The following is a 14,730-nucleotide window of genomic DNA, read 5'->3' as shown; positions in this document are numbered from 1 at the left end:
TTAATCACCTATAAATCTCTTAACTTGTTGAGTAGCCCAATGATTATAGCGTATTATATATATTTTATATCTTTCAATAATTTCCTCTCTTTCTAATAGTGCTTGCTGAATATACTGAGCAATAATTTCAGGGCGTTCTGGATAGGGAACTACTAAGCGTGAATGGAGATATTCGTCATCTTCAAACCAGTGGCTAACTGGGGCGATTAAACAAGGTACTCCTAAACTTAAACTTTCAATTGGCAACATGGGAGCGCATTCTGATGAAGTTAGATAAAGTGATAAATGAGTATTTTTAATGCGTTGGTGAAGTTCTTCTCTAGGAATTGGATTAGGATTATAGTAGTTGAATTCAACACCGAGGGTATCTGCCCATTCTTTAGCTCTATCTCCTGCACCAGCTATATTCAACACTGCATTACTAACTAAATGTACAGATGCAATCATCGCATAGGGAAGTTTACGGTAACTGATTCCAGATAACCAAATACCCAATTGAGGATTTTCAGAATTTATAGCATTTGCTGATTCTGGTATCCTATTAACAAAGTTAGGTAAAAATTCTGATCTTAACCCCATAGAATGAAAAGTCTTTTCCATGCCCTTTTTGGCAAAACCAAATTTATAAATTATTCCTCGCTTTCCCAATTGAACTGATTGATTCATCATGCTCCAAGCATAATCTTCACAATTTTGTAAATAACTCCCATGCCAAGTGATATCACATCTTATGTCTGGATTCAACTCTTTCACGCTGTTAACTAACTCCAAATGTCCTGGAGAAACTCCAGCTATAATCAAATGTTTTATCCCATTGCTTAATATAATTTTTGCATAATAATCTGCTTGCTCCTTAGATAAAAACTCAGGTAATGCATAACAGTTTTCAAACATATTTTGTGTGGCAGAATTTATTCCTAACCATGTTGGAACATATACTGCTAATATTTTCTGATTTTCCTGTTTAATAGATTGCAGCCAAAGCTCCATTTCCTCATCATAAATGGCTATATCACTTTTATTGATAAAGTTGGATTCTACTGCCTTAAGTTTGGATTTAATATTTATGCTTAAAGCTTGGATAATGTTTAAAGTCGTATGTCCTAAACTTTTTAAGTAAGAATTATTTTTGATTACTTGAATTGTGTTCCAAGTCCGAGAGTCAAGAATTTCATTAAGTGTTATTTTAAAGCTATCGCGCTGTTGAGCTAAATCATCTCGTTCTTGTGATAAAATCTGATGCCGTTGAGCTAAATCATCTCGTTCTTGTGATAAAATCTGGTGCCGTTGAGCTAAATCATCTCGTTCTTGTGATAAAATCTGGTGCCGTTGAGCTAAATCATCTCGTTCTTGTGATAAAATCTGGTGCCGTTGAGCTAAATCATCTCGTTCTTGTAAGAGATTATCTAAAGTTATTTGGATGTTATTTTCTAGATCAAAAAGTTTATTTAAAAATAAATTTGATGGTGTATATCTACTATCTATTTGATTGGAATTTACTAAAACTTTGTAGAGACGCTGGATTTTAAATGCAGGGTTTAAAATTTCGCATTGACAACCTATACTTTCGTAAATTTCAACTAAGTTATGATTCCAAGAACCATTATGCGCTGAGAGAACAACTTCATAATCAGGAGCAGGCTCTAGATGTATGACTTGATTTTTGGCAACTCTTACTAATTCTTTTATTACCGCTTTGATATCTTGTGGAGCTATATGTATTAGAACAGATGTCGTAAAAACAACATCAAAATAATTATCTGGATAGGGCAGTGCATCACCCTGATTACCAATTTTGATATATTCATTCACCCACTCAGGTTCAGCCCAATTTGCCATACTTGCTAACATGGACTCGCTTTGGTCATATCCAAATACTTTTAAATCAGGAATCTCTCGTAGATATTTTAAGTGACGGCCAAAACCACAGCCGAACTCAAGAATTTGCCTACATCTCAAATTCTGAAAATAATCAATCAATACTAATTCTTGTAAGTGATATATTAACTGAAATTTTTTCCGATTATCTATTTCTTTTATCCAGTCGTATCCTTGCTGTTGCCACCATAAGTAATTAGGTAAAATCATGCCTCTATTTCCACTAAAAGTATTTAAGTATTTTAATCAATAGATATATAGCAGTTAGCATCACTGCTTGCTGATAAGCATATTGATAGTGATTAAGAGGTAAATCATCTATTTGCCTTTGTGATAACAGAGAGCAATTTACTAAATATACCTTTCAAAAAATAATTAGACTTGAGAAGTTTAATTATTTTCCAAGTTCTAGATTTTTTTATCTCTAACAACTCTTGTTGCCATTGAGAATTAGTAGAATCATAGTAATCAAATATATAGTCATTAGGAATACTAGAACTATTTAGAGATAATAAAAAAACCCCATGTGATCTATTAATATAATCTCTAAACAACTTCCCTTGCACACAGTGAAATGATTTGAAATCATCTGCGTACCATGCAGCTAAGTGCTTTTCATATAGATTTTCATACATTTCATCTTGTTCCCAATCTTCATCTAAAGGCACTGCCACAACTACATAACGAGACTTTTTTAAACTAATTTTGAGTAAATTTTCACCATCTTCTTTTGTGAAATGTTCCAACACATCTCCAAAAATTATTAAATCATAATCATCATCTAGATCATAAATTTTCTCTTTAGCATCACCAAGAAAAATATTCGTATAAAAATATTTTTGATAATCTTCAATATTTGGTTCAAATGCTTCAATACCATCAATTCTTAATGTCCAATTAACAGGATGAACTTTGCCATACCAAACATCTAAAAATTCACGAGCAACTATGCCCCAACGACCAAAACCAACACCTATGTCGAGTATTTTCTGTGGTTCAACTAATCTAAATATTTCAACCATATATGGTATGTGTTGCCAGTTGCTAGTACCCATCGAATTCAATCCTCAAAATATTAAATGTATAAAGGTTTAATTCTTTTTTAGAATAACAAATCTTAATTCTAAAATTGATTTTGCATTACAAAATTTAGATAGTGATTAACCGTTTCTTCTGCTTTGCCAACAAAGCTTATTTTCCCCTGATACAACCAAATCACTTTTTCACATGACTCCTTTACAAACTCCAACTCATGAGAAACAACTAAAACCGTCGTTTCTCCATCCCAAAATTTATCAATTCTTTGCTTACATTTATTCTTAAAACTCTCATCTCCTACTGACAAAACCTCATCTAAAATCAAAATATCTGGCTGCACATCTGTGGCAATAGAAAATCCTAACCGTGCCACCATACCCGAAGATAAACCTTTAACTGGAACTAAAGCGTAGTCCTCCAATTCGGCAAACTCCAAAATTGAATGCGCTCTTGCTTTCATCTCAGTTCTAGAAAAACCTAACAATACTCCATAAAGCAGAATATTATCCATCACAGAAATGTCTGGATCAAAACCTGCTCCTAGTTCAATTAAAGGTGCAACTTGACCACGTACTCTTACTGATCCGGTGGTAGGTTGCAAGATTCCGGAAATAATCTTTAAAAGTGTGGATTTTCCAGACCCATTCGCACCAATAATACCGATTTTTTCGCCTTTGTCAACTACTAAAGCAACATTATCCAGCACTAATTTTTTAGCTGGCTGGCGATATTTACCCTCTAATATAGAAAGCAGCGTTTTCTTTAAATCATAAGAAAACTCCTCTTGAGTCCTTCTCCACAGCGAAACATTATCCAGACGTATTACTTCCATTTATAGTAAATCCATAAACTGATGTCGCCACAGATGAAAACAAGTCCACCCTAGAGACAAAATAATTATGCCACTAAGTAAAGCACCCCAAATTAAACCTAAATCTGGCAAAGAACCTGATAAGGTAATTTGACGCAGACTTTCAATAATGGGTGATAAGGGATTTAAGCTTAAAAAGGGCTGTACTTGTTTTGGGACAATAGCGGCTGGATAAAATATAGGGCTACTGATCCAGATTACAAATGTAACTAACTCATAAAAGTAAGGTAAGTCTCTAAAAAATACATACAAAGCACTGACCAAAAATCCAATTCCTGTAGAAACTAAGATTAGAGCTAGAAACGGAAATACCAAGGCTAGGACATTGACTAGACTTTTGGAATTAATCAAAGTCATAATTGCCAGTAACGGAAATGCTCCTACGGAAAACTGAAATATATTAGCTGCAATCATTGATACTGGAAAAACGCTGACTGGCAAACGAATTTTATTTAATAATGCACCATTGCCAACTACACTTGTCAAAGCTTGAGATGTGGAAGCTGAGAAAAAATTGATCACTAACAGCCCTGTAAGTGCGGCAAGTACATAGTTGAGGATTGAGTTACCATAATATGATGCGAAGGTAGCTCCAAAAATGGCAGTGTAAAGCCCTGTCATAATTAGTGGGTTTAACAGCGACCAATAAACTCCCAGAAATGACCCTCGATAACGTACTTTGAGAGTCCGCACTACTAAAACGTGCAGCAGTTCCGAATAACGCTGGACTTGCAGCCAAGTTAAATTATTTTTGAGCAAAAGCGTCATTTTTAAGTACCACCACACACCATAGAAAACTCATTCGGGCATTTTATACTATTTTCAGTATTGTTTTAAACCAAACTCTCTATGTCAACTCCGAGTGATAGCGATCGCAGAGCATCTGCTTAGTTTTATCATCTAGGAGTTAACATCTAACATCATAGAATCTGCCCAACTCTGATTCTTACTTATCTTCTGCGGTTAGTTATTCCGTGAGTCGTATATTCTAGCTATCACTGTTGCTATATTGATTGAGGGAGATTGCGGTGTTTATCACCATAGATCCTGACATTAATTCTGAGTAAAAAATTCAGTGAGGACTTAGAGGGCAATAGTTCAGCCATGAGCAACGAAAACAGAGTACCAGATTCCGCTACACTGAGATTTGGATTATCGTATTGTAACTAGATCATGGAAATCGGACAGAAAGTTAAGGTGATTCGTTTGCGCGATCGCGTATCCTCTACTATCGCTCAAAAACTCGGAAAAGTTGGCATTATCTCCGGCTACAAAGTCACAGATGGGGCTGGAATCGGTGTGGTGGTGAAGTTTGACGACAACTCCTCCACCTGGTTTTTTGAAGATGAAATCAAACCAGCTTAATCACAACAACTTAAAGCAGAGGCTGAGAGGATTAGTTGAGTGCTAAGTTGGAATTGACAAGATAGGCGATAATTGGAAGTCGAGTAATGGCCTTGATACTGACATTTTTAGGCAAAAATGGCATCGCTCGCAGTAAAATAGCGATCGCCGCAGCCAAGTTATTGGCAACACAAGGTAAAAGGGTACTCCTAGCCGGACTAGCAGATCCAACATTGCCAATTCTACTCAATACTTCTCTGACTCCTGACCCCCAGGAAATCTCTCCCAATCTGCAAGCAGTACAGTTTCAAGTATCTGTACTGCTAGAACGTAACTGGGATGAAGTCAAAAAACTAGAGGCTCAATACCTCCGCACACCTATTGTTAAAGAGGTTTATGGGCAAGAACTAATCACATTACCAGGCATGGATCACGCCCTCGCTCTCAATGCTATTCGTGAATATGATGCCAGTGGCGAATATGACGCGATTATCTATGATGGCACAGGTGACGCTTCCACCTTGCGAATGTTCTACTTACCAGAATCTTTAAGTTGGTATGTGAGAAGATTCCGGCAATTATTTGTTAACTCCGATTTAGGGAAAACAATTACAGAATCTCCCCTGATTCAACCCTTAATTAGCAGTCTTGTTAATGTTAACGGGAATGCTGGTAATTTTAGCCAACCTACTAACCAAGTTGGTAATTTTCTCGGACAAGGTAAAGACGCTGTAGCTAATCCCCAGCGTGTGGCCGCATTTTTGGTGACAACATCAGAACCCATTGATGTGGCAAATTCTCGCTACCTTTGGGGAAGCGCCCAACAAATTGGGTTAACTATTGGTGGAGCCATCCTAGTTGCTGGAAACGAAAATGCAAATCTATTAGAGGAATTTGCACCTCTACCTGTGAGCATAGTTCCTGATGTCTCCAATGGTGAATGGCAACCCCTCATAGATGCTTTACCTAACTTTATTGAGCAAGCATTACAAGCTCCTAAGCCGATTGAAATAGATGTCCATAATCAGCAAGTACGCTTATTTTTACCTGGTTTTGACAAAAAGCAAGTCAAACTCACCCAGTACGGACCAGAAGTCACAGTAGAAGCCGGAGATCAAAGGCGTAATATTTTCCTCCCTCCTGCTCTAAGTGGTAAACCTGTCACTGGTGCAAAGTTTCATAATAGTTATTTGATAATTTCGTTTGAGGAAGAAGCTCTCAGCATTCAACTATCAGAGGATGTTTAAAAAGTCTCAACTCATACTAGCCCTGGCGACTAGAAGATGCACGCCACTTGCTACAAGTCGGGTCAACCGGCCAACCCAGTGGCTTGGTTACACCGACAAAACATACCTATTCCTTCTGAACGCTACGCAAAAATTTGTGTAGTAGCGTATTCTTTACAGGAGTCAAAACCCTAATTAGCTGCTAACTGCTGAAAGCTATTTAGGACTTGCTGAATAAACGCAAAACCTAGATAAATCAAGAGTTTCCGGGGGTGAAAAGGTGAAGTAGGTGCCAGGTTTTTGAAGGTAAGAGCAGGAAAATGGCGCATTTTATCTGTAAAATCTGCCAAAATTTATTACCAACAGATAGCTGAAACTATCACCTATCACCTGTCACCTGTCACCTGTCATCACGAGAAGACTTTCTCAGCCAACCCTATTTATCACCTATTACCAATTGCATCTTATGCCTGAATCAACTCCCATTAATTCAAGTTCCCAACCAAATGAAGTTGTAGAATCTACAAATCAAGAAGTAACAAACACAGAAGACCGCAATGCGAAAACTCGGCAATTGCTGGGAATGAAAGGGGCAAGTGCCGGGGAAACTTCTATTTGGAAAATTCGCTTGCAATTGATGAAACCGATTACCTGGATTCCCCTAATTTGGGGTGTAGTCTGCGGTGCGGCTTCTGCTGGTAACTACACTTGGACTTTAGAAAATGTCTTGAAGTCTGCCCTTTGTATGTTGCTTTCTGGTCCTTTGTTGACTGGTTATACCCAAACCATTAATGATTATTATGATCGGGAAATTGATGCTATTAATGAACCTTACCGTCCCATACCTTCAGGGGCAATTTCTGAAAAACAAGTAATTAGTCAATTCATTGTTTTGCTATTACTAGGATATGGAGTAGCTTACACCTTAGATTTATGGGCAGGTCATCCATTTCCTACTGTTTTGATGTTGTCTGTTTTTGGTACTTTTATTGCCTATATCTATTCTGCACCACCATTGAAATTAAAACAAAATGGTTGGTTAGGAAATTATGCTCTAGGTGCAAGTTATATTGCTTTACCTTGGTGGGCTGGTCATGCTTTATTTGGAGAATTGAACTGGAAAATCGTAATTCTAACTCTATTTTATAGTTTGGCCGGTTTAGGTATTGCCATTGTCAATGATTTTAAGAGTGTGGAAGGCGATCGTCAATTAGGATTACAATCATTACCAGTTATGTTTGGTGTACAAACTGCCGCTTTAATTTGTGTAGTCATGATTGACTTATTTCAAGGTTTGGTTGCAGGTTATTTGGTAAGTATTCACGAGAATTTATATGCAGCAATTCTCGTATTATTAATCATTCCCCAAATCACTTTCCAAGATATGTATTTCCTCCGTGATCCTATAGCCAATGATGTCAAATATCAAGCCAGCGCCCAACCATTCTTGGTATTAGGAATGCTGGTAACAGGTATTGCATTAGGTCACGCCGGCGTTTAATTATCAGGTGCGTTAGAAACGCACCTCTCATTTTGATAGTGTTGTTAACGGTTTGAAATTAGGGAATTACCGATCATAAAACCATGCTCACTTTTAAATCTTTATAATTTATCCTTAAACTTTACTATTCCTTGACATTAATTTTATAACTCTCTTTTAGGATGGAGGCAGGACATTATTTGTGTCACTATCAAAGCGCTTTACACTTTAGTGCATAAGTAAATTATATTGGCATATCATGATTACAACAGCGGCAGATTCTAAAAATTGGCTGCAAGGAAGCCGTTATAGTAATCGGGGAAGTATTTATTTGTTTGCTCCGATGATTAACTTCAATGTGATGGCTGAAGTTGGAGACACTCCCCCCTAATTTAATGAGGTTGTACTTGCTTGGAAATTTCATGAGTAATTCAAAAATTACATCTTCATGGTAGTGAGTAAATTTCACGCCTATTTTAGCAGGGCTTAACTTAAATAGATGTAACTGAATTACAACAAATACTTTGATATTTAGTGACGTAATATCTGAATTATAATAGCTTGTCAAATTGCTAACTTATATGCAGCAATCGTTAGGAATTTGATGTTGTAGTCAAGCATTAAGCTTCAGTATTCATCACTAAAAGTATTTTCTCCAATTTCCAACTAGTACATAATATAAATAATACAGCATGATTCAGGTATTTACAAACTGGTGTAACTACAAAATTTGCTTATAAACAGCATTTTTTGTATAGCTATATCTAAATCTAAAAATTAAATAATACCTGCATTTAATAACTTCTAGCCTTAGAGCTTACTTTGAGTTTTTCAACTGTTTGAAAAGCTTTATATTAGCCATTTTATTTTCCCATTAATCTGTAATATCGAAATGCAGATATAGGAATCTATATGGTACATACCAAAACTCAAATCTCACAATTTATCTGGAAACAATAGAGTTATGAATAACTTGAAATATCTGGCAAAGTTAAAGCGATTTCAACAACTTTTTTTGACTACTATTTTAGGTGATATTCCCACAATTTTGGGAGGTATAAAATTTCGTAATTTGTTATATCGTGCTATTTTTTATCGGATAGGTAGCTCAGTTTATATTCAAGATGGCGTTGAATTTCTTGGCACTGATTCTATCGAAATTGGTAATAGAGTGCATATTTTCAAAGGTGTGCGTATAGATGGGAGAGAACACGAAAACAACAAAATTCATCTAGAAAATGGAGTAGCTATTGAGCGCAATGTTTTAATAGGGGCGCTAGATAATACTTGTATCCACATTGGTAAAGAGACTTTTATTGGACCTAATGTTTGTATTGCTGGACCTGGAGACATAACAATTGGCAAGCACTGTTTAATCGCAGCAAATACTGGAATATATGCCAATAATCATAATTTTACAGATCCGACTAAGCCAATTAAATATCAAGGTATTACTCGTCAGGGAATTGTAATTGAGGATGACTGTTGGTTAGGAGATGGAGTGAAAGTATTAGATGGTGTCACCATTGGTAGAGGCAGTGTTATCGGTGCTGGTGCTGTTGTGACTAAAGATATTCCCCCGTTTTCCGTAGCTGTGGGTATACCTGCACGAGTAATTAAAAGCCGTGAAGGTCAAGAACTTGTCAAGTTTACAGATTCACCTCTGTTAACTTCAAACTAACTTTTTATAAGATTTGCCTGGGTCATTTTCTCTGCACACAGGCGAACATTTACTACTTCGATACAAATTTTTGGCGTTGCATAATTGCGGGATGATTTGAGAATCTGCATCAATATATAATCACCGCGTCTGGAGTGTCCCCGCGTCAGCCTCAATCATCCCCTTATTCAGCAACGCCAAATTTTTTAGTCCCAAAATATTAGGGAATAGTTGGGTTTTATTAAATCAAGTTTTAGCATTAATAAGAGGTTAAAACATCTGTTAATAAGAACATCATAGGAGATTAATTGAATGAATACAAAATCAGAAAAATATACAGAAAAAAGACTACATTTACCTTATTTAGATGGACTAAGGGGATTAGCATCTCTGTATGTTGTACTGGTTCATGTTGAACCAGGAATCGGGGATCAATTACCTGAATCTTGGTTACTTTTTGTCAGAGCTATGAAATATGGGGCTTTTAGTGTCATTAGTTTCATTGTACTTTCTGGCTATGTTTTAATGCTACCAGTAGTACGTTCTGAAAATGGTCAGCTATCTGGAAGTTTTATAAATTATATTAAGAGGAGATCACGGCGAATATTACCTCCATATTACATAGTTTTATTTATCTGTTTATTAATAGGAACAGTTGTTTTTATTGTCGAGAAATCTACTAATTTTCAATGGAATGAAATAGCAGGTCTCGGCTCATTTTCACCTAAGTTCTCTGTGATTGATGTCGTATCTCATTTGTTATTAGTTCATAATCTGAGTGAAAGTACATACTTAACTATTAATTCACCCATGTGGAGTATTGCTACAGAATGGCAAATGTACTTTTTATTTCCGCTATTATTGTTACCTATATGGCGGCGTTTAGGATTATTCATGCTAGTCATTATCGCCTTTATAATTGGTCTAACACCTATATACTTATTGAATGGATTTCTTGAACAAGCCAATCCTTGGCTTCTAGGTATATTCTGTTTAGGAATGGCAGCAGCAGATATTGGATTTTCTCAAAAACCCAAGTTAGTAGCTATCAGAAATTCTTTACCCTGGAATCGGTTGACGATTATATTTACTTGTATTGCTTTTATCACCGAATGGCGACGACTCGGATTGCATATATGGATTAATCAAAGTTTCGCTGGTTTGGCATTTGCTTGTTTATTTATTTCCCTGACTAAGTCTATAGTTGAAGGCAAACAGCCATCCTTATTACTAAGAATATTACAGCATCCTTGGGCGATCGCACTCGGTACATTTTCCTATAGTTTATATCTAACTCACGGACCAGTCTTAGTATTTGTACGTTATTTCCTGTTTTACCTGCCAATTTCCCCAAATATGTTTGCAGCAGTATCTTATTTATTAGGTACAATAATGTCACTCATGATTGCTTATTTGTGTTACTTATTCTTTGAGCGACCATTTATGTCCAATTTCTTAAAGAAGCGAAAAGTGAAAGATGTGGTGAGTTGACAAAAATATGAAAAATAAGGATGTCAAATATCAAGCCAGCACCCAACCGTTATTGGTGCTAGAGAATCTGAAATTTAACTTAATATATCTTTAGCTAGAAGTGGATCATTAGGAGTTAGGAGTTATATTAATTTCTAACTCCTCACTTGTATTATAACTTGCCATGTTAAATTTCATATCTTTCCTAATTTATGGGATACAACCATTTCTGATCCCGATTTGCTTTATCATAGCTTGGACTGTAATTATTTTGGTGATTCTGAACTTATGGACCGTAACGCAAGCAACTGTTAAAACTGCTCAAAAAATGCACAAAATTCCTTGTCATAATTGCCAATTTTTCACTAATAATTATCGTCTTAAATGTACTGTAAATCCATATATTGCGAATACAGAAGCAGCAATTGATTGTCAAGATTATCAATCAAAGACAGCAAGATAAATAAATATTACAAACCTGGCTAAAATTGTTGCTTTTAGCATTTCCATCTACTTTCTGTTTCTGTAATTGGGATAAAAAAATTTAGCTCTTCCTTCAGATTAGCCACAATCGTGCTACCCTAGTAAAGTTAATTAAAAATTCCGCACATCCGGGGATTCGGGTGTTTCCGTTATGGAAATGCTCCTGGATGGAGGTTTAACCCGAATAGGAGTAATCAAATATGCCAGTAGTTTCGTTGGCTCAAATGATGGAGTCTGGGGTTCACTTTGGACACCAAACCCGACGTTGGAACCCAAAGATGTCTCCTTACATCTACACCTCTCGTAATGGTGTACACATCATCGACTTGGTGCAGACAGCACAGTTAATGGATAATGCATACAACTATATGCGAACCCAATCAGAGCAGGGTAAGAAATTCCTGTTTGTAGGGACAAAGCGCCAAGCTGCCGGAATTATTGCTCAAGAAGCTGCTCGTTGTGGTTCTCACTACATTAACCAACGTTGGTTGGGTGGAATGCTCACCAACTGGGCGACAATCAAAACCAGAGCAGACAGGCTGAAAGATTTAGAACGTCGTGAAGAAACGGGCGCATTAGATTTATTGCCGAAAAAAGAAGCTTCCATGCTGCGTCGGGAAATGACAAAGCTGCAAAAGTACTTGGGCGGTATTAAAAATATGCGGAAAGTCCCCGATGTGGTGATTATTGTTGACCAGAAGCGGGAGTATAACGCAGTTCAAGAGTGCGAAAAATTGGGTATTCCTATTGTGTCCATGCTGGATACAAACTGTGATCCAGATGTAGTAGATATTCCCATTCCAGCCAATGATGATGCTATCAGATCGATTAAGCTGATTGTCGGCAAATTAGCGGATGCTATTTACGAAGGCCGTCACGGACAACTGGAAGCGGAAGAGGATTACGAAGATTACTCTGAAGAAGACTACGACTATGACGAAAGCGAGTACGCTGACGCAGTGGTTCCCGACGAAGAAGAGGAAGCATAAGTAGAGAAGAGAAAGGATGCAGGATGAAAAAACTGATTCCATCCTGCATAATTCATAATTCATGGCTCATACTTTGTATTGTCGTGAGTAAGATAGAAATACTCAACACCGTGAGCGATTACAAATCTATCTTCTTGTCAAGTTAGGAATTGAGGCAACATGGCGGAAATATCTGCAAAACTCGTCCAAGAGCTACGCCAAAAAACTGGTGCCGGCATGATGGACTGCAAAAAAGCGCTAAAAGAAACTGATGGCGACATAGAAAAAGCTGGCGATTGGCTACGGCAAAAAGGCATCGCCTCAGCGGGTAAAAAAAGCGATCGCATTGCGGCAGAAGGTCTAGTAGACACCTACATTCAGCCAGGTGGCCAAGTGGGTGTACTGATAGAAGTCAACTGTCAAACTGATTTCGTTGCCCGTAACGATGCGTTTAAAGCTTTAGTTAAGAGCCTAGCCAAGCAAGCTGCAACTGCTGATAGTCTGGAGTCCTTACTAGCTCAACCCTACATTGAAAATGCCAGCGTTACCGTAGACGAAGCCATTAAGCAAGTTATTGCTACCCTGGGAGAAAATATTCAGGTACGGCGCTTTGTCAATTTCGCTCTTGGTGACACACCAGGGGTAGTAGATAGCTATATTCACACTGGTGGCAGAGTTGGTGTTTTGGTGCAACTGAACACCCAAACCCAGGAAGCATCCAGTAACGAAGAATTCCAAAGCTTGGCTAAAAACGCAGCTATGCAAGTGGCTGCTTGTCCTAATGTCGAATATGTCACTATAGATCAAATTCCTGCCGAACTTGTCAAAAAAGAAAAAGACATCGAAATGGGCAAGGATGATTTAGGGAATAAGCCAGAGAACATCAAAGAAAAGATTGTTCAAGGACGAATTGACAAACGCCTAAAAGAAATGACTTTGTTGGATCAACCTTATATTCGTGATCAAAGTATCTCGGTAGAAGACTTGCTAAAACAGGTTAAGTCTAAAATAGGTGAAGAAATTCAAGTCAATCGCTTTGTGCGCTATGTGCTAGGTGAAGGCATTGAAAAGAACGAAATTAGCTTTGCTGAGGAAGTCGCTGCTCAAATGGGCGTTAAGTAATTTAGTGATTAGTCAATAGTCAGTAGTCATTTGTTGAAAATAAATAATTAACTAATGACTATTGATTAAAGACTTTTGATTAATTAATACTTAAATCATTACACAGTAAACAGTCCTAACGCTTTATGGTATGGTTTTTGCCCAGCGATGAAACTGATAACTGTTAAATAACAGGTCTAGCAAAATTTGCTGGCCTGTATTTTATTGCCCCCAATTTCGTACGTTTGTACCATAATAAAGTGCAGATGGAAAATTATGAGAAGATATGGCTAGAGCAATTGAGCGAATAGAACAGGATGTTGCAATGGTGAAAGAAGCGATTAGTGCGATCGCTAGAGAACTTCACAGTGCTTATGTCAGTTATTTAACTATCTTAGGAGTAACCCTACAGAAACAGTTAATTTTGGCAAGCTACCACCTTTGTACTCAGGGATATCCAGAAAACCTTCTGAAGTTATCACTGAATCAGCGGCAGCAATTACAACAAGGCATCCGCAAACTGGGTCAACAAGCTTCTGAACAGTTGCTCAATTATCTTCACGGTGAAGAAATTGAGGAAATTGAGGAAATTGAGGAAATTGAGGAAATTGAGGAAATTGAGGAAATTGAGGAAATTGAGGAAATTAATGAAGATAAAAAACATCCAGAATCCAACATTAAAAATTCCAAATACTTAGATCCATCCAATCCAATAGAATTGGCAGAATGGCAGCAAGATTTAGAGGAAGCGATTGTGGAAACGTTAAAAAAAGTCTCCAGCGATGCTAATTCTTTACTCCAAAAAGCTAAGATTTTACCCAAAAAACTACCAGAACCAATTTTAGCAGCCGCAGCAGCAGCCTCAGAAGCATCTGCCGAGGTAATGCCAGGACCACCGAACCTATTAAACATAGTTATTGAAATTAGCAATGATCAAGAATCAGAAGATTCTAGCTTGACGCAGATTATAACTATTAACTTGCGACTAGGAGAAATTGAATTTTCTGATACGACACTTTTGTCAGGACGCAAGCAAATTCGGAATATTTTGGTAAACCTCAACAAACTAGGACGAGATTATCAAAAGAAGCAGCGAGAACTCAAAATTGCTGAAGCTGAAGCTGCATGGCGTTCTAGTTGGTTTGAATAGAGTACTGAGTACCGAGTAATGAATACTGAGTAATGAGTAATGAGTAATGAGTAATGAGTAA

Annotated in this window: 14 protein-coding genes; 10 read left to right on the top strand and 4 right to left on the bottom strand. The window is 37.1% G+C overall.

Translation table 11 applies throughout. The features are described from left to right. The 4 genes from ANA7108_RS0123140 to ANA7108_RS0123125 form a co-directional block, all read right to left on the bottom strand. Positions 1–2,088, bottom strand: coding sequence for a methyltransferase domain-containing protein (locus ANA7108_RS0123140; RefSeq protein ID WP_016953213.1), 2,088 nt, complete (start codon positions 2,086–2,088; stop codon positions 1–3). A gap of 104 nt (positions 2,089–2,192) precedes the next feature. Next, positions 2,193–2,933 (bottom strand): methyltransferase domain-containing protein, encoded by a 741-nt coding sequence (locus ANA7108_RS27845; protein WP_016953212.1) that lies wholly within the window; start codon positions 2,931–2,933, stop codon positions 2,193–2,195. Positions 2,934–3,001: 68 nt separating this feature from the next. Next, a complete protein-coding gene (locus ANA7108_RS0123130) occupies positions 3,002–3,748 on the bottom strand; it encodes an ABC transporter ATP-binding protein (RefSeq protein WP_016953211.1) in 747 nt (248 codons plus the stop codon). Continuing rightward, positions 3,749–4,555 carry an ABC transporter permease gene (locus tag ANA7108_RS0123125; RefSeq protein WP_016953210.1) on the bottom strand — a complete coding sequence of 269 codons (807 nt, stop codon included), beginning with the start codon at positions 4,553–4,555 and terminating at the stop codon, positions 3,749–3,751. Between the two features lie 405 nt (positions 4,556–4,960). Between ANA7108_RS0123125 and ANA7108_RS0123120 the strand changes: the two genes are divergently transcribed. The 10 genes from ANA7108_RS0123120 (at position 4,961) to ANA7108_RS0123070 (ending at position 14,669) form a co-directional block, all read left to right on the top strand. After that, positions 4,961–5,152 carry a DUF2862 domain-containing protein gene (locus ANA7108_RS0123120; protein ID WP_016953209.1) on the top strand — a complete coding sequence of 64 codons (192 nt, stop codon included), beginning with the start codon at positions 4,961–4,963 and terminating at the stop codon, positions 5,150–5,152. A gap of 86 nt (positions 5,153–5,238) precedes the next feature. Continuing rightward, complete coding sequence (locus ANA7108_RS0123115; protein WP_016953208.1) at positions 5,239–6,378, top strand: ArsA family ATPase; 1,140 nt, start codon at positions 5,239–5,241, stop codon at positions 6,376–6,378. A gap of 445 nt (positions 6,379–6,823) precedes the next feature. Then, positions 6,824–7,858, top strand: coding sequence for a chlorophyll synthase ChlG (gene chlG, locus ANA7108_RS0123105; protein WP_016953206.1), 1,035 nt, complete (start codon positions 6,824–6,826; stop codon positions 7,856–7,858). A gap of 238 nt (positions 7,859–8,096) precedes the next feature. Further along, positions 8,097–8,228 (top strand): hypothetical protein, encoded by a 132-nt coding sequence (locus tag ANA7108_RS31235; protein WP_016953205.1) that lies wholly within the window; start codon positions 8,097–8,099, stop codon positions 8,226–8,228. A gap of 573 nt (positions 8,229–8,801) precedes the next feature. Then, entirely contained in the window at positions 8,802–9,518 is a 717-nt protein-coding gene (locus ANA7108_RS0123095) for a DapH/DapD/GlmU-related protein (RefSeq protein ID WP_016953204.1), read from the top strand. Between the two features lie 291 nt (positions 9,519–9,809). Further along, positions 9,810–10,988 carry an acyltransferase gene (locus ANA7108_RS0123090; protein ID WP_016953203.1) on the top strand — a complete coding sequence of 393 codons (1,179 nt, stop codon included), beginning with the start codon at positions 9,810–9,812 and terminating at the stop codon, positions 10,986–10,988. A gap of 163 nt (positions 10,989–11,151) precedes the next feature. Then, the gene (locus ANA7108_RS31095) at positions 11,152–11,430 is read left to right on the top strand and encodes a hypothetical protein (protein ID WP_016953202.1); all 279 of its coding nucleotides are present in this window, start codon (positions 11,152–11,154) and stop codon (positions 11,428–11,430) included. A gap of 220 nt (positions 11,431–11,650) precedes the next feature. Continuing rightward, a complete protein-coding gene (rpsB, locus tag ANA7108_RS0123080) occupies positions 11,651–12,439 on the top strand; it encodes a 30S ribosomal protein S2 (RefSeq protein WP_016953201.1) in 789 nt (262 codons plus the stop codon). A gap of 159 nt (positions 12,440–12,598) precedes the next feature. Continuing rightward, positions 12,599–13,540 carry a translation elongation factor Ts gene (tsf, locus tag ANA7108_RS0123075; RefSeq protein WP_016953200.1) on the top strand — a complete coding sequence of 314 codons (942 nt, stop codon included), beginning with the start codon at positions 12,599–12,601 and terminating at the stop codon, positions 13,538–13,540. Positions 13,541–13,805: 265 nt separating this feature from the next. Then, positions 13,806–14,669, top strand: a complete 864-nt coding sequence (locus ANA7108_RS0123070) for a hypothetical protein (RefSeq protein WP_016953199.1) — start codon at positions 13,806–13,808, stop codon at positions 14,667–14,669. Positions 14,670–14,730: the final 61 nt, after the last annotated feature.

The sequence above is a fragment of the Anabaena sp. PCC 7108 genome (assembly GCF_000332135.1).
GTDB lineage: Bacteria > Cyanobacteriota > Cyanobacteriia > Cyanobacteriales > Nostocaceae > Anabaena.
This window is presented reverse-complemented; position numbering and strand designations above follow the sequence as displayed.

Coding starts and splice junctions, on each gene's coding strand:
- ANA7108_RS0123140 (WP_016953213.1), bottom strand. CDS start 2,088: ATGATTTTACCTAATTACTTATGGTGGCAACAGCAAGGATACGACTGG.
- ANA7108_RS27845 (WP_016953212.1), bottom strand. CDS start 2,933: ATGGGTACTAGCAACTGGCAACACATACCATATATGGTTGAAATATTT.
- ANA7108_RS0123130 (WP_016953211.1), bottom strand. CDS start 3,748: ATGGAAGTAATACGTCTGGATAATGTTTCGCTGTGGAGAAGGACTCAA.
- ANA7108_RS0123125 (WP_016953210.1), bottom strand. CDS start 4,555: ATGACGCTTTTGCTCAAAAATAATTTAACTTGGCTGCAAGTCCAGCGT.
- ANA7108_RS0123120 (WP_016953209.1), top strand. CDS start 4,961: ATGGAAATCGGACAGAAAGTTAAGGTGATTCGTTTGCGCGATCGCGTA.
- ANA7108_RS0123115 (WP_016953208.1), top strand. CDS start 5,239: ATGGCCTTGATACTGACATTTTTAGGCAAAAATGGCATCGCTCGCAGT.
- chlG (WP_016953206.1), top strand. CDS start 6,824: ATGCCTGAATCAACTCCCATTAATTCAAGTTCCCAACCAAATGAAGTT.
- ANA7108_RS31235 (WP_016953205.1), top strand. CDS start 8,097: ATGATTACAACAGCGGCAGATTCTAAAAATTGGCTGCAAGGAAGCCGT.
- ANA7108_RS0123095 (WP_016953204.1), top strand. CDS start 8,802: ATGAATAACTTGAAATATCTGGCAAAGTTAAAGCGATTTCAACAACTT.
- ANA7108_RS0123090 (WP_016953203.1), top strand. CDS start 9,810: ATGAATACAAAATCAGAAAAATATACAGAAAAAAGACTACATTTACCT.
- ANA7108_RS31095 (WP_016953202.1), top strand. CDS start 11,152: ATGTTAAATTTCATATCTTTCCTAATTTATGGGATACAACCATTTCTG.
- rpsB (WP_016953201.1), top strand. CDS start 11,651: ATGCCAGTAGTTTCGTTGGCTCAAATGATGGAGTCTGGGGTTCACTTT.
- tsf (WP_016953200.1), top strand. CDS start 12,599: ATGGCGGAAATATCTGCAAAACTCGTCCAAGAGCTACGCCAAAAAACT.
- ANA7108_RS0123070 (WP_016953199.1), top strand. CDS start 13,806: ATGGCTAGAGCAATTGAGCGAATAGAACAGGATGTTGCAATGGTGAAA.